Raw genomic sequence first — 18,215 nt, forward strand, 5'->3', positions numbered from 1 at the left:
GGCAGCAATGATAATAGATTTTCATACGCACATATTTCCGGACAAAATTGCAAAACCTACCATAGATACATTGGCGGTGAATTCTGATGCCAAGGCCTATACAGACGGTACCAGAGATTCACTTGTGGCTTCCATGAGAGAAGCTCATGTGGATCTCTCTGTAATTCTTCCTGTGGTTACCCGGCCGGGGCAGTTTCAGTCTGTGAACCGCTTTGCCGAGGAGATCACCGCCCGGGAGTTTTTCGGGGGAGAACCAAACCTGATATCTTTTGGGGGTATCCATCCGGAGACGGGCAATTATAAGCAGGAGATTGATGACATTGCGGCAATGGGACTAAAGGGCATAAAACTCCATCCCGATTACCAAAAGCTGTTTATAGATGATATCAAATATCTGAGGATTATAGACCGGGCTGCTGAAAAAGGTTTGATCATCAGCGTTCATGGAGGCAGAGATGTGGGGCTCCCCGGAGAAATCCACTGTACACCCAGGCGTGTTCAGAATCTTCTGAAACAGTTAGATCCGGATAAGCTGGTAATCGCCCACATGGGTGGGTATGACTGCTGGGATGAGGTGGAGGAATACCTGGTAGGGCGGAAGCTTTATTTTGATACAGGGTATTCTCTGGGTATTATGCCTGACGACCAGTTTCTGAGAATTGCCAGAGAGCATGGCACAGATAAGATATTGTTTGCCACAGACAGTCCGTGGAGCGGCCAAAAGGAAAATATAGAATGCATCAGAAGACTGAAGCTGAAACCAGAGGAAGAGGAAGCTGTGTTCAGCGGCAATGCTGTCAGACTTCTGAAAGTGTAGAGGATTAGATATGACTGTTTATTTTATTTATCACAGCAGCTTTCTGGTGGAGACGGAAGAAGCATATTTGCTGTTTGACTATTTTAAGGGGGATATTCCTGTGCTTGATTCCCGGAAACCTCTGTTTGTTTTTGCAAGTCACAGACATCCGGACCATTTTTCCGAGGAGATATTCCGCCTTCCCGCTGGGGAAGGACGGAAAGTAACCTACATTCTTTCCGATGATATCTGGAAGAAGAGAGTTCCTGGGGATAAAAAGGATGAGACCGTTTTTCTGGGGCCGGGAGAAAAGCAAAGTTTCGGGGTACTGGAGGCAGAGACATTAAAGTCTACGGATGAAGGTGTTGCATTTCTTGTGACTGTGGGGAACCATGTCATCTACCACGCTGGAGACCTGAACGACTGGCAGTGGGAAGGAGAGCCTGAGAAGGTAAACCGCTCATACAGAGAACAATACCGCAGTGAGATACAGAAGTTAAGGGATAAGAAAATAGAACTGGCGTTTTTGCCTTTAGATCCAAGGCAGGAAAGATATTTCGCCGATGGTTTCGACTGGTTTATGAAGCATGTATCCGTGGAGTGGGTATATCCTATGCACTGCTGGGAGGATGAAACTGTCACAGGGAAACTAAAGGAGCTGCCTTGTTCCCGGGAATATGCAGATAGGATTATAGTAAAAAGCCCTTTTAAAACGGACTAAAATTAGATACAATATTTATATAGAACACGATAGGAAGGAGCGCTTGTCATGAAGATTGACATGCATTGCCATACAAAAGAGGGTTCCCTTGATGGAAAGGTCCCCATCGAGGAATATATTGAAAAGCTGAAATCTGAAGGATTCGGCGGGATGCTGGTAACAGACCATAATTCATACCACGGTTACCGTCATTGGAAAAAATATATTAAGGGCAAGAGGCATACGGACTTTCTCGTGTTAAAAGGAATCGAGTATGATACGTTTGGGGCAGGACACATGCTGGTGATTATGCCCGAGACAATTAAACTGCGTATTCTGGAACTGAGGGGCCTGCCGGCACATCTGCTGATCTCTATCGTTCATGCCTGCGGAGGGATTATTGGTCCTGCCCATCCCTGCGGAGAAAAGTATCTAAGTATTACGAACACAAAGTCATATTACAAAGACCCAAGGATTATCCGAAGATTTGATTTTATTGAGGCATTCAATGCCTGCGAATCCGAAGAATCCAATGCGTCTGCGGCGAAGCTTGCAGAAAAGTACGGAAAGCCCTGCTTTGGAGGAAGTGATGCCCATAAAATAGAGTGTGTGGGAAAAGCCTACACAGAGGTTCCTGACGGAGTAAAAAGCGAATCCGATTTGATTGCCTGTGTAATGAAAGACACTCCCTTTGAAGTGGGTGGAAGCTATTATAATAAGACAACAAAGGAAAAGATGGGAAAGGCTAACAAAGTGCTGGTATATTCCTTCTGGGTATACAATAAGGTTGCCGGTCTGTCAAAAGCGCATAAGAGGAACGAAAAACTGAAATCAGAGTATTCAGAAAAAGAATTATAAAAGGGAAGGAACATCCCGGATGTGAGGATATAAGTATGGAAAAGAAAACAATTCAGGTAGCTCTTCTGGGCCTGGGAACTGTGGGCACGGGGGTTTATAAGGTACTCCAAAACCAAAGGGAGGAGATGCTCTCTAAGCTTGGAGCTGAGGTGGAAATAAAAAAAATTTTGGTACGCAATCTTGAGAAGGCGGCAAAAAAGGTAGAGGATGATGCTGTACTTACAAATCGCTGGGAAGACATTGTCCATGACGATGATATATCTATTGTGATTGAGGTGATGGGAGGAATGGAACCGGCCCGCACCTATATCATGGAAGCGCTGGCAGCAGGGAAGCACGTGGTGACAGCAAACAAAGACCTCATAGCAGTAGACGGCAAAGAACTGTTGGACATGGCAGGAACCCATCACAGTGATCTGCTATTTGAAGCGGCGGTAGCGGGAGGAATTCCCATTATCCGCCCGCTGAAACAATGCCTGGCGGGCAATCATATTACGGAAGTTATGGGCATCATCAACGGCACCACGAATTTTATTCTGACTAAGATGACAGAAGAGGGAATGGAATTCGAGGAAGCATTGGCTCTGGCCACCGAGCTGGGGTATGCGGAAGCCGATCCCACTGCGGACATTGAAGGGTATGATGCGGGCCGAAAGCTTGCCATTATGGCTTCCATTGCCTTTAACTCAAGAGTTACTTTTGACGACGTCTATACCGAGGGCATAGCCAAAATCACTGCCAAGGATATTAAATACGCAAGAGAGATGGGCTGTGATATAAAGCTTTTGGGGGTCGCCAGAAATACGGATACCGGGATCGAAGTGCGGGTACATCCTATGCTGATTCCAAGTGCTCACCCCTTAGCCTCAGTAAAAGATGCATTTAACGCAGTCTTTGTTCACGGGGACGCCGTAGGGGATACGATGTTCTATGGAAGTGGGGCAGGTGAGATGCCGACAGCAAGCGCCATTGTGGGCGATGTCTTTGATATAGCCAGAAACATCCGGTATCAGTGCAGCGGAAGAATCAGCTGTACCTGCTATAAAGAACTGCCCATCAAACAGATCGGGGACATTCGAAGCAGGTATTTTCTTCGCATGCAGGTGGACGACAAGCCGGGAGTGCTGGCCAGTGTGGCCAGTGTGCTGGCTAACAACTCTGTGAGTATTGCACAGGTCATACAGAAAGCAAAAAGTTCAGAGGCCGCAGAGATAGTGGTGATCACAGATTCTGTGGAAGAAAGACATTTTAATGACTCTCTGGCAATCTTTCAGGGAATGTCTGTGATAAGAAAAATCTCTTCCGTAATCCGTGTATATGGTGAATAATGCCGTTTTATGCCGAATAATGCAGTAAATCTTAACACATCTTAACTACCGGCACCTTACACTGCCCTTTATAATGATTTCTATATAGAAGTACGTGAGTCGGCAAAGGAAAGGAAGGTCAGGGATGAATGAAGCAGTATTAAAGAATGAGTTAGAGAGACTGCAGCAGGAGAACAGTATATTAAAAGAAAGTATTATTGTTCTAAAAAAAACAATTGCGGTAAAAAACCGGACCATAAACAGGATGCTGGACCGTTACATACTGCAGCAAAAATAGGAAGAGGCTGAAACCTCTTCCTATTTTTGTATGTCCCAGACGGTTCCGCTTCCGGAACCGGGAAAGGAGAAAACTACATGAACCATTCTTTAGAAGACGATAAAATTCCCGAGGACTGTCCTCTGGTTCAGGTTATGACCATGGAGGAGTACAGAAATTCTCAGGAGAGGGTTTCCCAGGAGCTGATCTTTGAGAGAAATCTTCATCACATTCATTACTGCAAAGCAGACTGGCTGGATCAGGCAATCTTCGGAACCTTTTTGATTCCCAGAAAGGAAGCACTGCTGGGAGATAAAAGTGGCTTTTGCTTTTACCTGGATCGGAAACGGCTGCTATTTATTGATGACACTGGCTTTGCTCAGTCACTTATGGACAGCATAGCAGAAGAGAAAAGTTCCGAAAAGACGTCACTGGTACACCTGCTTTTTCAGTTTATGGAATACATGATTAGGGACGATGTCCTTTTCCTCCAAAAGTATGAGGAGAAGCTTACTACTATGGAGGAAGAACTGCTGGACAAAGGATTGGACAATGTGAACCGGGCAATTCTGCAATGCCGCAAAGAGCTTTTGCGGCTGAATTCCTACTACGAACAGCTTGCAGATATGAGTGAGACTTTGGTGGAGAACCACAATGGATTTTTGGATGAAAAAGACTGTTATCTGTTTTCCCTGTTCGGTGACCGGGCGTCCAGGCTGTATTCCAACACTCAGGCCTTGAAAGAATATACCATGCAGATTCGGGAAATGTACCAGTCCCAGATTGACATCAGGCAGAACCGCATCATGTCGTTTCTTACCATTGTTACCACGGTCTTTATGCCTCTCACCCTTATCACCGGGTGGTATGGAATGAATTTTGATAAAATGCCGGAGCTTCATTGGAAATATGGATACCCTCTGATCGCCTTTCTCAGCCTTTTCATCATATTGCTGGAGATCTGGTATTTTATAAGGAAAAGGTGGTTAAAATAAAGGAAGAAGGCGGGAATATTCCAGCTTTTTTTCTTTCATTGACAAAGTGTGACAAAAATCTTAATTTTTGTTAAGATCTTTGTTTTCCTCTGCTATCAGAAAAAAAATTATGCTATAATGTTAGCGTTATTGTGAAGAGAGTAGGAGTGTAAATAGAGATGTCGAAGAAAAAAAAGAAGCTACAGGAGAATCAGGTAGAAGCAGCAGGTGCCGTGGATCCTCGAATTGACGAAGCAATGGCCAAGATCGTTCAGGACACCATAGGCAATGATACCGTATATGACCAGCCTAAGAAAAAAAAGAATAGAAAGGCTACAAAGGCCTCTGGCCAAAAGTCTAAGATGAAGAAAAAAAAGAGTAAAAATACGGCGTTAAAGGTGACTGGTATCGTTGCAGGTGTGATTGTTTTGCTGGCTGGTGCAGCTTATGGGGTCGGCGCTTACTACTATCACGACAAGTTCTTCAAAGGAACAGAGATTAACGGAATTAACTGTGAGAATATGACTGTGGAGGAGACAGAAGATCTGATCCGCAGGCAGGTAGAGGATTATAAGATAACTGTTCAGTTCAGGGGAGACCAGGCTCAGGAGATTCTGGGAAGTGATATTGGTTATCAGTATGTATCCAATGGAGACGCAGAAAAGATTCTAAAAGAGCAGAATCCGCTGCTGTGGATTAGAGGCTATTTTAAGCCGGAAAAATACGAGGCGGCCAAGAATATATCTTTTGATGAGAATCAGCTGAGAACCAAACTGGATTCCCTGGACAGTATGATAGCCGAGAACCAGGAGGCGCCCCAGGATGCCTATGTTACCTTCCAGGAGACGGAGTTTGTTATAGTGGATGAGGTACAGGGCACAACCATTGACGAAAATACGATGTTTGAGGCAGTAAAGACGGCAGTCTCTGAGAGCAGACCGGATGTCTCAGCTGAAGAGGCAGGTGCCTATGCCGCACCCTCCGTTACAAAGGATAATCCAGATCTTATTGCCCAGAGAGATATGCTGAATACTTATGCCAAGGCAAGCATTACCTATACGTTCGGAGAACAGACAGAACTGCTGGACGGTTCTATTATAAAAGACTGGTTCGATTATGACGAGAACGGTAATATAATTGAAAATGAAGATACTTTTAAGGCAAATGCTAAAGAATATGTGAAGTCTCTGGCTGCCAAATATGACACTGTGGGGAAAGAACGCTCCTTCCACAGTACCGCAGCGGATGCAGACATTACAGTAAAGGGCGGCTCTTATGGCTGGAAAATAAATCAGAAAAAAGAGGTGGCACAGCTGATCGAGGAGATTAAGGCTGGTACAGTCACCACAAGAGAACCGATCTATTCGTCAACCGCCGTATCCAGAGAGGGCAATGAAATAGGCAATACGTATGTGGAAGTCGACCTGGGAAATCAGCATATGTGGTTTTATAAAGACGGACAGCTGATTGTAGACTCAGACTTTGTATCCGGAAATATGTCATATAAGGACCGTGTAACTCCCTCCGGGGTATATTCTCTCTACTATAAGCAGAGAGACAAAACCCTGAGAGGAAAGAAGAATCCTGATGGAACTTATGAATATGAATCACCGGTTAAGTACTGGATGCCTTTTAATGGAGGAGTGGGACTTCATGACGCTTCCTGGAGAAGCAATTTCGGCGGGAATATCTATAAGACCAGCGGTTCTCATGGCTGCATTAACCTGCCAAGAAGCAAAGCACAGGTGCTGTACGAAAATATCGAAAAGGATGTGCCGATTGTCTGCTTTTATTAAGTAGGATATCTATCAAAGACGCCCCGGAACAGAAACACCGGGGCGCAGTTATCATTAGAATACATAGTGTTTAGGAGGATAAGAATGGAACTAATTAAATGTCCCCAATGTGGCTCTCAGTTTCCTGATAATACCAGAAAATGTCCGGTCTGTGACTATATTCTGGATGGAAGCGGCTATTATGAACCGGAGAGTGATATTTCTCAATATGAGCCTCCCTATGGGTCCGTTTACGAGGAAAGGCCGGAGCAGACGGGCGGAACCGGTTTGGCTATAGCTTCTATGGTTCTGGGAATCGTTTCTATTGTACTGACCTGTCTGTTCATCGGAATACTGCCTGGTATTGTGGGATTGATTCTGGGAATTATCTCCATTGCCAAGGATAAGCCGGGGAAAGGAATGGCAGTTGCCGGGATAGTAACATCGGCCATAGGAATTGTCCTTTTCTTTTTGGTATTTGCAGTGATATTGGCAATACCCAGTTGATGTTATGATAAAAAGAGTGATGCCGCGGCTTAACAAACCGCGGCATCACCCTTTTTAGGATTAGAAGAAAGGGGGCGCATTTTTTACTTATTTTTTAGAAGCCATTCCAAAAAACCTTTTCCTGAGCAGCAGCGCTGCTGCCCCGGCAGATACGGCCGCCATCAAAGACAGCATAAGTATGGGGGCGGTATCTCCGGTTTTGGCTGCTTTTAAAGTTTTTGTTTTGTTGTCAGAGTCATTGGAAGAGGAGACGGTCTTCACAAAGGTGGCAGTAACGGTGACATCTTCTGCCGGCATGGTAAAGGAACTGCCTTTTATCGCTTTTTTATTCACAAGTATATTTTTTAATTTATATCCTTTGTTTGCCTTTGCAGTAACTGTGATCTTATCTCCTTCTTTTGCAGTTGTCTTAGAAACGGTGACCGTTCCGTTTGACGGGTCTTTCACTGTAATCTTATAGGTTTTTTCTGATACACTTATCTTCTGCTCTGCAGTTTTGCCTTTATAGGTTACAGTGATCATTTTGTCACTGGTTTTCAGCGCTCTGTCAGGAGAAATGGAGAGGTCTTTGTTGTCAATTGCCAGTTTGGAAGAATCGCTGAAGACAGCGGTTACTTCCATTCCCTTTGTGCTGAATGTTTCTCCTTCAATGTATTTTGTTTTATCCGGAGGGGTGGTAATGGTAATCTTCTCCAGGGTGACAGCAGCCAGGACCTGAATCTTCTGTTCTGCAGTTTTGCCTTTGTAAGAGACAATAACCTTTGTATCAGTGGTCTTCAAGGCGCCGTCAGGCGTGTAGGTCAGATCTTTAGTATCTAAAGCTTTTCTGGAATTGTCACTGAAAACTGCAAATACCTCCATTCCTGCGGGGTCAAAGCTTTCACCCTCTGTATAATTTACTTTCTGAGGGGGAGCAGTAATCTGGATACTTTCCATAGTTAGAACAGGCAGTACTTTGATATCCAGAGTGGCTGTCTTGCCCTTGTAGCTCAGAGTGATTTTTGTATCCTGAGGGGTCAGGCCTACCTCAGGGGAATATCCTACATCTTTCGTATCCAGCGCTTTTTTTGTAAGATTACTGAAGACAGCACTTACCTCCATACCTGAGGGATCAAAGAGTTCCCCTTCCTCATAGGTCAGTTTATCCGGCTGGTGAGTTACCTCAATACCTGTGAGGGTGACAGCCGGCTGTACGGTGACAGAAAGTGAAGCGGATTTTCCCTGATAGGTAATGGTTACAGAGGTGTCACTGGCGGTCAAAGGCCGGTCAGGAGTCATAGACAATTCCTGATGGCTGATGATTTTCGGTTCCCCTACGGTAAAAAAGGCGGAGACTTCCATACCTGCCGGGTCAAACGTCTCTCCCTCTGTGTAGGAAAGTTTATCTGGCTGCCTGGTCACTTCGATCCGCTCCAGTGTAACTGCAGGTGTTACATGAATAGGGAAGCTGGCTGTCATTTGGCTGTAGCTTACGGTAACCAGTGTGTCAGATGGCTTCAGATTATCGGTAGGTGATATGGTATATTCTCCGGGGGAGAGAACCTTTGGTTCTCCTTTGTCGTACACAGCTGTGACGGTAAGTCCCGTAGTATCAAGGCTGTCCCCTTCCTCATATTCTGTACGGTCCGGAGGCGTGAGCCTGAGTTCAGTCAGAACAGGAGGGGGATCTTCCTTTGGCTTCTGCTCCCGCACAACGGTTATGGGCTGAACGGCTGTGAGTCCCAGATAAGAAATGGTTATCTCCGTATCTGCAGGAGTCAGCTTGCCTTTGGGAGCAATGGTATAGTCGGAACCGGAGAGTACCTCAGAGGGAACCTGACTGTCCTTTTTATATACGGCTGTCACTGCCATGCCGTCAGGGGCAAATGACTCCCCTTCTTTGTATTCGGTCTTTTTAGGAGGGGATGTTACCGTAATTTTTTCGGGAGCTGATTTAACAATTACTTTGATTTCTTTGCTTTTCAGTGCCGTTTCCGGGGACGCCGCAAGTTTGGCTTCCACAACATAGACGGTAGTTCCGGCTTTTTCAGTGCCGGGAGTATAGACTGCACTGGAAGCATTCTTCAGCGGTGTGAGTTTTCCCTCCGAGGAAGTATACCACTGGTAGACGACGGAGCTTCCGTCTTTGGCAGTGGCTGTTCCGTCAAGCGCTTCCGATGTTTTGCCTGTACCGTACGTAAATGTGGCCCCGTTTTTCATATAATCCTTTGCGAAGGCCAGAACGTCTGCAGCATCTTTGGCCCATGCAGTGACAGGCACACTGCCTGCCGTTAACAGTAAAGTTAGAAAAATAGATAAAATACATTTCCTGGTTTTCTTCATATCCATTCGCCTCCAATCCATAATGGGCACAGCGCACCATCCGCTGCCTGCCTGGCTAATTCTGAAAAGTGTAGAAGAAGAACATAAATAGTCTGTATTTATATAAGTATTATATAATTTATTTTGACGAAAGTAAATTAAGATTCAATGAATTTTGTTTAATATCTTAGGTAATAATTGCTGAAATTGGAGGCGTTTTTTTAGAGAAATTCAGGAAAGAAATAAGCGGCTCAGATCCCTAAGACCGGAAATGCTGTAATCGGGATCCCTGGTGGTGCCGAAACCATAGGAGGCAAATACAAAGGGTATCCCAGCTTCCCTGGAGGCACTGTGGTCACCGTCTGTATCCCCTACATAGACTGGAGACTGCAGACGGTGACGGCAAATGATTTCTTTGATATTAGAGGCCTTGGCGCAGCCTGTATCCCCCGGACAGAGATGATCCTGAAAGTAGTGCCCAAAACCGGTATTCTCAAGAAATACTTCTATATATCCCCCCTGGCAGTTGCTGACAATGTACAGGGGATAGACCGCTGACAGCTGCTGAAGCGTATGTTCCAGATCAGGATACAGAGGAACCTGAGCCTGGAGCAGTACCTCATGTTCTCTCTCACAGCACAGATGTATTAGTTCCAGCTGCCGGGCGGGACATTCATTGGGAAAGATAGCCCTGGCAATATCCGGAAGCGTACGGCCAAACAAAGATTTGAGAGTCTCCGCTGTGAGACGGGGAATGGATACCTCCTCCCGGATCAGAATCTGGTTCCATGCTTCCGCTACCAAATGAGTGGAATCCCACAGGGTTCCGTCCACATCAAAAATAATACTATCTATTGGTTTCATAATAGTTCTCCTTTGTAGTATAATAAGTCCTGTGACCGGACGGCCTGTATGCAGATACAGCAGAACGCCGGCGCATGAGAATATTGTAAAGAAACTCATATAAAAAAGCAAGAAATATTAGATAAGAGGTATAATATGAGATACAGCAGTGTACAGGAAGGGATTTTTATAAGACGTCCCAACCGGTTTATCGCCCATGTGATCACTGAGGGAAAAGAGGAGATCTGCCATGTGAAGAATACAGGCAGATGCAAAGAGCTTCTGATTCCCGGAGTTAAAGTTTACCTGGAAAAGAGCAGCAATCCCAACCGGAAAACAAAATTTGATGTGATAGGTGTAGAAAAGGGGAACCTTCTGATTAATATGGATTCTCAGGTTCCCAACAAGGCAGCGGGAGAGTGGCTTGCCAAAGGGAACCTCTTTTCCGGCAGTGCCCTCATACGCCCGGAGACAAAATACGGCAATTCCAGGTTTGATTTTTATGTGGAGGACAGAGGAAGGAAAGCTTTTCTGGAGGTAAAAGGTGTTACTTTGGAGGATGAGAAAACTGCCAAATTTCCCGACGCACCTACTTTACGGGGCGTGAAGCATGTGTTAGAGTTAGGAGAGTGCGTACAGGCAGGGTACGAGGCTTATCTGCTCTTTGTGATTCAGATGAAGGGAGTAAGGAAGATGATGCCTAACTGGGATACGCACCCGGAGTTTGGAGAAGCGCTGATAAAAGCCCGGGATCAGGGAGTCCATATTCTGGCTTATGACTGTCTGGTGGAAGCAGACAGAATTGAGATTATGGATGCTGTGCCTGTATCCCTGGAGAGACCGGAATAGAAAGGCAAAAGAATGATACCGAGAGAGATTGTACAGCCGCTGCTTGGCTGGTTTTATGAAAACAGGAGGGACCTGCCCTGGAGGAAGGAGCCTTCGGCTTACCATGTATGGCTGTCGGAGATTATGCTGCAACAGACCAGAGTGGAGGCAGTGAAAGGATATTATCATAGATTTTTGGAGGCACTCCCGGAGATTGAAGATCTGGCCGCCTGTCCGGAAACCCGTCTGTTGAAGCTTTGGGAAGGTCTGGGCTACTATAACAGAGTGAGAAACATGCAGAAGGCAGCCAGGGTAGTGGTGGAGCATTACGGGGGAGCGCTTCCCCCGGATTACGAAAAGCTTTTGGGGCTTCCCGGAATCGGAAGCTATACGGCAGGTGCCGTGGCGTCTATCGCTTTCGGCATCTCAAGACCTGCCGTAGACGGCAATGTTCTGCGGGTAATTGCAAGAATTACGGAAAATGAAGAGGATATTTTAAGGCAATCGGTAAAGACTAAGACAGAGAGGGAACTGGCAGAGATTATGCCGAAGGATGCCCCGGGAGATTTTAACCAGAGTCTGATGGAGCTGGGGGCCCTCATATGCATTCCCAACGGTATGGCCAAATGCGGAGAATGTCCTCTGGCAGAGCTGTGTCTCGCGAGAAAGCATGACAGGGTCATGGAGCTGCCGAAAAAAGCGGAAAAGAAACAAAGAAGGCTGGAGAAGAGGACTGTCCTGCTTATACAGGACGGGGAAGACTTTGCCATACGCAAGCGGGAGAAAAAAGGCCTGCTGGCCGGTATGTACGAATTCCCCAATCTGGAAGGTTACAAGAGCCAGGAAGAGGTTCTGGAGTATGTCAGGGGACTGTCCTGTCAGCCTGTGCGCATCCAGCCGCTGTCACAGGCAAAGCATATATTCTCTCATGTGGAGTGGGAGATGGAGGGGTACCGGGTACTGATAGAGCCCAGGGATAAGAGAAATGCAGATGGTCTCCTTTTTGTGAACAAAAGAGAGACAAAGGGAAAGTACCCCATCCCGGCTGCCTTTGCAGCTTACAGAAAATATCTTGAGGAGGATATATAGATGAAATTACTATCAATAGCGGTTCCGTGCTACAATTCAGAAGCTTATATGCGCAAGTGCATTGATTCCCTGCTGCCGGGAGGAGAGCAGGTAGAGATCATAATCGTAGATGATGGATCTGCAGACAGTACTGCCGGGATCGCAGATGAATACGCAGAGAAATATCCGGACATTGTAAAGACGGTACATCAGGAAAATGGAGGACACGGCGCTGCAGTCAATACGGGAATTAAGAATGCTACCGGATTGTATTTCAAGGTCGTGGACAGCGACGACTGGGTGAATCTGGAGGCATATCAAAAGATCCTTGACACCATCAAGGATATTGCAGGGGGACCTTATACTCTGGACATGCTGATCAGTAATTTTGTATATGAAAAGCAGGGTGCCAAGAGGAAGAAGGTGATGAAGTACACCAAGTATCTGCCCCAGGACCGTATCTTCACCTGGGAGGATATGAGACATATGGGGACAGGCAAGTACATTTTGATGCATTCGGTGATTTACCGAACAAAGCTGCTTCGGGAGTGCGGACTGGAGCTTCCCATGCATACATTTTATGTAGATAATCTGTTTGTATACCAGCCGCTGCCCAGTGTAAGGACAATGTATTATCTTAACGTTAATTTTTACCGTTATTTTATAGGGAGGGAAGATCAGTCTGTCCATGAAGACGTGATGATCCGAAGAATTGATCAGCAGATAAAAGTAAATAAGCTTATGATAGAATCTATTGCATTGAAACGTCTCGACAATAAAAGAATGCGTCAATATATGCTGAACTACCTGGATATTATCACGGCGGTTTCATCTATTATGCTGATCCGATCCGGGACTGATGAAAACTTTGAAAAGAAGAAAGAACTCTGGAAATATTTGAAGACGGCAGATGCCCATCTCTACCGCAGACTACGGTTCGGACTGCTGGGGCGGTGCGTCAATCTTCCGGGCAGGAGCGGCCGGGAAGTATCGGTTGCCGTTTACCGAATGGTACAGAAGTTTTATGGATTTAACTAATAAAAAGGTTCCTGCCGATAATCGGAAGGAACCTTTAACAGTTTCATTTGGCTGCAGCTTCTGCAGCTTTGGCTTTCTGGGGAGCCGTTCTGGGCTTGTATATTACCTGATAGCAGATAAAATATAAGGCAAAGGCCGTAATAACATCCAAAAGCGTATGCTGTTTCAAAAACACGGTTGCCAGTACAATCAGCACTGTGAGAACCAGAGTGCCGCCTCTGACCGCTCTGTGTTTTTTCAGCCCTTCGCACTTGAATATGGCCGTACATGCCGCCACAGAATTAAAAACATGGATGCTGGGCAGTATATTAGTCGGCGTATCTATCCGGTAAAGATGCTTCACCATATCCACAAAGAGATTATTCCGGGCGAATACTACAGGCCGGAGATCCTGGGCATTGGGGTAGACATAAGAGATTACCAGAAACAGTGTCATGCCGATTCCAAGGGCTGTGATGAGCCTGTAATAATCGGCTTTATTCTTGTTGATAAAGGTGAAATAAAATACGGTTGCCGCTATGAAGGCAAACCATAAGAAGTATGGTACAATAAAGTATTCGCAAAAGGGAATTGCATCATCAATTTTCATATGGATAATATGAAAACGTACATTATTCCGCTGCTCCAGGTACGTAAATCCCATCATGTATAGTATGCCGAAAACAGGAATTATCCAAGCGTGTTTGTATTTTTTAATGATATTCAAAGGGGTCACCTCTTTAATTTATTGGTGAATATTTTTAATCAACTGCATTATAGCACAGGGATCTGAGGATAACAATGCAGTTCATTTATATTTAAGAAAACGTTCACAAACTGGCTATTTATCTTGTAAGCAGATAAGACTCCCGCCGCTATAGGTGGTGAGTAAATAACAAAATCGTTTTGGTGGGAGTCCAATCTCCTTCCAAGATAAAGCCTCCGGCGGCTCACAGCAGGTACGCCGAGGCGTACTTGAATTATGAATTGGGTATGAAGCTGTCAAAGATCAGGGAATCGTACCGGTTCAGGCAGCGCTCATATACCTTCTGAGATCGTATAGTCCACACCATGGTCATAGTCCCCAGCAGGCGGCGCAGGATGCAAAAGCTTATATTTTTAGTGTCTTTATAGCAGTAAGAAATAAAGTCCGGGCGGCTCAGCACGTTGGTGAGCAGATTCTTGACCAGGAAGCTTAACAGGTATCCGCCCTCTGCCACCGGTTTTGTGAGGTTGCTGGACAGCTGTCCTCTCACAACATCCGGACGGTGCAGCCGATACCAGAAAAGAGCCAGGGAATTAAAGGATTCAATGCAGTAGCTGCCTTTGTAGCCGGCCATCGCTTGATCTACAAGCGCACAGGTAGAGGTGCTGAAACAGGGCAGCTTAATCTCTATCAGGAGCGGCACCTGTCCGTCCACCAGCTTCAGAACCTGGGAGAACAAAGGAATCTGTTCTTTGGTATGCAGCAGAGTAAGCTCTTTTAGCTGCTCATAAGTTTTCTCTCTTACATGGATATCCAGACCGCACATGCGGCTCAGTGTGCTGTCGTGGAAGACTACCAGCTGCTGGTCCTTGGTGAGCTGCACATCCAGTTCAATTCCATAGCCTTTGCTTACCGCCCGGGAAAACGCAGGAAGAGAATTCTCCGGAATTCCGTTTTCATTGGAAAACAGCCCTCTGTGGGCAAACAGAATATGGCGGAAGCTTCTGCTCTCTCTTCGGTGGGTAAACCTTGGAAGAATACAGAATATGTAAAGAAGGAACAGGATTAGTAAGCATGTCAGTATTTTCATGATTATTCAGACCTTTCTCTCTGTCATAATGCCGTATCATGGGTGGAGACTCAGCCTGGGGTAATGACAGAAATCTGTTCCCTGGATATGGACAGGGAAATGGAATCTGCATAACCGCAGGATTCCCCGTCACTGTGTACCGGGAGGGGGCGATCTGTATGAATATCTATCTGCCTGCAGGAAAACATATGTATCCCTCTCAGATGGATATGCTTTCCCCAAAAAGCTGTGGGGAGCATCAGAAGAATTTTGGGTTTGCTCAGATCTCCCACAACACAGATATGAAGCTTTCCGTCATTGCTTTTCGCTCCGGGGGCAAACTGAAATCCTCCGCCTTCGTATTTTTGGTTCATGACTGCGGTAAAATAAAGTCTGGGGAAATGCAGTGTCCGCTTTTTATCCAGGCATATGCGGGCCTGACAGGGCTTGAATAAAAGAAGCTGCCGAAGGGCTATCCCCACGTAGGTGAGCTTGCCCAGTCCCAGGTGATTCAATGTATCCTTGATGGGGGAGGAAAGTGCCTCATGGCAGATGGCTGCATCAAAGCCGATTCCTGCACTGACGCCAAAGCATCTGGTGTGATAACGGGTTTTCAGGGTACCGATGTCCATCCTTGCAATGGTGTGGGAAGAAAGTATGAGAGAAAGCGCCTCCCCGGGATCGAAGGGGATGCCCATTCCCCGGGCAAAGTCGTTCCCTGAGCCGGTAGGTATGTAACCTAAGGTAATGCGGGCAGGGTGGGAAAAACCGTTCAGAACTTCATTGACAGTTCCGTCCCCTCCAACGACGATGACGGTGCATGTGTGGTGCCTGTCTTCCAGTTCATGGGCCAGGCGGGCAGCGTGTTTTTTATATAGCGTAAAATAAGCTTCATAGGGAATCCCCCGGGGATCAAGCTCCTGCTGGATCCTATCCCAAATTACCGCACCATACCCGGAGCGTGAGCGGGGATTGATTATAAAATAGTACATAATAGTTCTCCTTATCCTATTCCTATTGTAGCAGTTTGATGCATACAGAACAAGGAAAAATGAATTTGCATTTGCCGGAAAGTGTGATACTATGAAAAAGGAAATACAAAAGCCTAAGAAAGAGGAGAAAAGCATGAACGAAGATTTTGTGACATTTACCATTCGTAAGAAAAAAAATATTGCATTGATTGCCCATGATAATGAAAAACCAAAATTAATCCAATGGTGTAAAGATAATTATGAGATATTAAAAGAGCATTCTCTCTACGGAACCGGCACAACGGCGAGGATGATTACCGATAAAGCGGGCTTGTCTGTGAAGGGATATAACAGCGGTCCCCTGGGCGGTGACCAGCAGATTGGAGCGAAGATTGTAGAAGGAGTTATTGATTTTGTGGTATTTTTCTCAGATCCGCTGACTGCCCAGCCCCACGATCCTGATGTGAAGGCCCTGATGAGGATTGCCCAGGTCTATGATATCCCTATGGCCATTAATAAGGCTACGGCTGATTTTATGCTGAATTCCAGATATATGGCGGAAGAATATGACCATGAAGTGATTAATTTTAAGAAAAGCGTAGACGACCGGGCGGAGACTATGTAAATCTTATGTGCCCGGATTCCAGCAGTCTGCATACACTAATTATAAAGCAATGCAAGGAGTCTAAAATTGGCATATAAGATAGTAATCGATGCCGGACACGGAGGCACGGATCCGGGTGCGGTTTATCAGGGACGGCAGGAAAAGGACGATAATCTTCGCCTGGCACTTGCGGTAGGCCAGATTCTGGAAGATAACGGAGTAGATGTAGTATATACCAGAACCACAGATGTGTATCAGACACCCTTTGAAAAAGCTACGATAGCAAATGAGTCCGGAGCTGATTTTTTTATTTCATTTCACCGTAATTCCAGTCCCCGGCCCAACCAGTATTCCGGAGTGGAGACGCTGGTATACGATAAATCAGGAGAAAAGCTGGATATGGCTGAGAATATCAACGGCGCTCTTGGAGAACTGGGATTCAATGAGCTGGGGGTGACGGCCAGACCGGGGCTTGTGGTTTTGAGAAGAACAAAGATGCCTGCGGTGCTCATTGAGACAGGATTTATCAATACAGACGAAGACAATCAGAGGTTCGATGCACAGTTTGATGAGATAGCACAGGCAATTGCTGCAGCTATTATGGGAACCTTAGATGAGGAGACCGTGGAGGAACCTTCCCTGTACCGGGTACAGGTAGGTCTTTTCCGGGTAAAGAGCAATGCAGATAATCTGCTGTACGAATTGCTGGATAAAGGCTATCCTGCGTTTATGCTGGATGAGGACGGATACTATAAGGTGCAGGTAGGTGCCTTCAGACAGCTGGATAATGCCATCAAGATGGAGCAGAGACTGCGCAGGGATGGATACAGTACTTTAATTACAACGTAACAGGGGCTGAGGCCCGCAGGCAGCAGATTTGCCTGTGGGCCTCAGGTGTTTTCAGTATGTTGATCTATCCTACAGCTTCTTCTCCGTTCCTCGCTGCTTTCATATCCAGAAGTTTCTTTTCCACACGCATCAGCCCCTGCTCATAATGCTCGATTTTCTGATTCAGCCGATCCAGGGAGGCCTGCATATCATTCATACGCACCAGAAGCTGGTCCCTCTGTTCCGCTAACAATGTCTTTCTTGCCTCCAGCGTGGAATCTCCCTGCTGAAAAAGACTTACGTATTCAATCAGGGCGTCAATCTGAACCCCAGACTTTCGCATGCACTTCATAAGCTCGATCCAGGCGCAGGATTCTTCTCCATAATCCCGGATGCCGCTTTTAGTCCTGGGAACAGGGGGGATCAGTCCGATCCGTTCATAATAGCGAAGGGTGTCTGCCGAAAGACCGAATTTTTTGCTTACTTCTGTTATCGTCATAGGGAATCTCTCCTTTTTACCAATGCATTTAGTTACTTACTTATATCATACCATCTGAAGGCGGGGGCTGGTCAAGTAAGTTTGGAAAAGCAGGTAAATATTTCTTGAAATCCCTGCCGCTTGATGATAAAATGTTATCAATTCGTGAGGGAGTAATTGGCGTGGATACGTGGTAAGTCAACATACTGGCCGTGACGGCCTGGCTTATCTTAATTAATGAGACTCATGTATGGTGCCCACTGTACATGCGTCTTTTTTTATTACACAGAAAAGCTCTCCGGGCTGGA

General features: G+C 45.9%; 19 protein-coding genes. 13 read left to right on the forward strand and 6 right to left on the reverse strand.

The window, feature by feature from the left end:
• The first annotated feature begins 7 nt into the window (after positions 1-7).
• From GKG41_RS07675 to GKG41_RS23435, 8 genes are all read left to right on the forward strand, one after another.
• Positions 8-817, forward strand: coding sequence for an amidohydrolase family protein (locus GKG41_RS07675; RefSeq protein ID WP_154257950.1), 810 nt, complete (start codon positions 8-10; stop codon positions 815-817).
• Positions 818-827: 10 nt separating this feature from the next.
• Positions 828-1,517, forward strand: coding sequence for an MBL fold metallo-hydrolase (locus GKG41_RS07680; RefSeq protein WP_154257951.1), 690 nt, complete (start codon positions 828-830; stop codon positions 1,515-1,517).
• A gap of 48 nt (positions 1,518-1,565) precedes the next feature.
• Positions 1,566-2,354, forward strand: a complete 789-nt coding sequence (locus tag GKG41_RS07685; RefSeq protein ID WP_154257952.1) for a PHP domain-containing protein — start codon at positions 1,566-1,568, stop codon at positions 2,352-2,354.
• 35 nt (positions 2,355-2,389) lie between these two features.
• The gene (locus GKG41_RS07690) at positions 2,390-3,682 is read left to right on the forward strand and encodes a homoserine dehydrogenase (RefSeq protein ID WP_154257953.1); all 1,293 of its coding nucleotides are present in this window, start codon (positions 2,390-2,392) and stop codon (positions 3,680-3,682) included.
• A gap of 124 nt (positions 3,683-3,806) precedes the next feature.
• On the forward strand, positions 3,807-3,959 hold the full coding sequence (locus tag GKG41_RS07695) for a hypothetical protein (RefSeq protein WP_154257954.1): 153 nt from the start codon (positions 3,807-3,809) through the stop codon (positions 3,957-3,959).
• 77 nt (positions 3,960-4,036) lie between these two features.
• Positions 4,037-4,933 carry a CorA family divalent cation transporter gene (locus GKG41_RS07700; protein WP_154257955.1) on the forward strand — a complete coding sequence of 299 codons (897 nt, stop codon included), beginning with the start codon at positions 4,037-4,039 and terminating at the stop codon, positions 4,931-4,933.
• Between the two features lie 158 nt (positions 4,934-5,091).
• Positions 5,092-6,708 carry a L,D-transpeptidase family protein gene (locus tag GKG41_RS07705; protein ID WP_154257956.1) on the forward strand — a complete coding sequence of 539 codons (1,617 nt, stop codon included), beginning with the start codon at positions 5,092-5,094 and terminating at the stop codon, positions 6,706-6,708.
• An 84-nt stretch (positions 6,709-6,792) separates the two neighbouring features.
• A complete protein-coding gene (locus GKG41_RS23435) occupies positions 6,793-7,194 on the forward strand; it encodes a DUF4190 domain-containing protein (protein ID WP_226903433.1) in 402 nt (133 codons plus the stop codon).
• Between the two features lie 87 nt (positions 7,195-7,281).
• Here GKG41_RS23435 and GKG41_RS07715 read toward each other — a convergent pair whose 3' ends face one another.
• Positions 7,282-9,516 (reverse strand): bacterial Ig-like domain-containing protein, encoded by a 2,235-nt coding sequence (locus GKG41_RS07715; RefSeq protein ID WP_173015536.1) that lies wholly within the window; start codon positions 9,514-9,516, stop codon positions 7,282-7,284.
• Positions 9,517-9,726: 210 nt separating this feature from the next.
• Entirely contained in the window at positions 9,727-10,359 is a 633-nt protein-coding gene (locus GKG41_RS07720) for an HAD family hydrolase (protein WP_154257958.1), read from the reverse strand.
• Between the two features lie 135 nt (positions 10,360-10,494).
• Between GKG41_RS07720 and sfsA the strand changes: the two genes are divergently transcribed.
• Genes sfsA through GKG41_RS07735 form a run of 3 tightly spaced genes read left to right on the forward strand, consistent with a single transcriptional unit; the run spans position 10,495 to position 13,272 of the window.
• Positions 10,495-11,187, forward strand: a complete 693-nt coding sequence (sfsA, locus tag GKG41_RS07725; RefSeq protein WP_154257959.1) for a DNA/RNA nuclease SfsA — start codon at positions 10,495-10,497, stop codon at positions 11,185-11,187.
• A 12-nt stretch (positions 11,188-11,199) separates the two neighbouring features.
• The gene (gene mutY / locus GKG41_RS07730; protein WP_154257960.1) at positions 11,200-12,255 is read left to right on the forward strand and encodes an A/G-specific adenine glycosylase; all 1,056 of its coding nucleotides are present in this window, start codon (positions 11,200-11,202) and stop codon (positions 12,253-12,255) included.
• Complete coding sequence (locus tag GKG41_RS07735; RefSeq protein WP_154257961.1) at positions 12,256-13,272, forward strand: glycosyltransferase family 2 protein; 1,017 nt, start codon at positions 12,256-12,258, stop codon at positions 13,270-13,272.
• A gap of 43 nt (positions 13,273-13,315) precedes the next feature.
• Here GKG41_RS07735 and GKG41_RS07740 read toward each other — a convergent pair whose 3' ends face one another.
• From GKG41_RS07740 to GKG41_RS07750, 3 genes are all read right to left on the reverse strand, one after another.
• A complete protein-coding gene (locus GKG41_RS07740) occupies positions 13,316-13,978 on the reverse strand; it encodes a phosphatase PAP2 family protein (RefSeq protein ID WP_243140991.1) in 663 nt (220 codons plus the stop codon).
• A gap of 253 nt (positions 13,979-14,231) precedes the next feature.
• Positions 14,232-15,047, reverse strand: coding sequence for a glycerophosphodiester phosphodiesterase family protein (locus tag GKG41_RS07745; protein ID WP_154257962.1), 816 nt, complete (start codon positions 15,045-15,047; stop codon positions 14,232-14,234).
• A 50-nt stretch (positions 15,048-15,097) separates the two neighbouring features.
• Complete coding sequence (locus tag GKG41_RS07750) at positions 15,098-16,018, reverse strand: diacylglycerol kinase family protein (RefSeq protein WP_154257963.1); 921 nt, start codon at positions 16,016-16,018, stop codon at positions 15,098-15,100.
• Between the two features lie 133 nt (positions 16,019-16,151).
• Here GKG41_RS07750 and GKG41_RS07755 point away from each other — a divergent pair, with 133 nt between their 5' ends.
• Positions 16,152-16,622 (forward strand): methylglyoxal synthase, encoded by a 471-nt coding sequence (locus tag GKG41_RS07755; RefSeq protein WP_154257964.1) that lies wholly within the window; start codon positions 16,152-16,154, stop codon positions 16,620-16,622.
• Positions 16,623-16,688: 66 nt separating this feature from the next.
• The gene (locus GKG41_RS07760) at positions 16,689-17,450 is read left to right on the forward strand and encodes an N-acetylmuramoyl-L-alanine amidase (protein ID WP_154257965.1); all 762 of its coding nucleotides are present in this window, start codon (positions 16,689-16,691) and stop codon (positions 17,448-17,450) included.
• Between the two features lie 64 nt (positions 17,451-17,514).
• On the opposite strand, the gene GKG41_RS07765 is transcribed toward GKG41_RS07760, so the two are convergent.
• Positions 17,515-17,928, reverse strand: a complete 414-nt coding sequence (locus GKG41_RS07765) for a MerR family transcriptional regulator (RefSeq protein WP_154257966.1) — start codon at positions 17,926-17,928, stop codon at positions 17,515-17,517.
• Positions 17,929-18,215: the final 287 nt, after the last annotated feature.

Origin of the sequence: Lactonifactor sp. BIOML-A5 (genome assembly GCF_009677585.1) — a bacterium.
Classification (GTDB): Bacteria; Bacillota; Clostridia; order Lachnospirales; family Lachnospiraceae; genus Lactonifactor.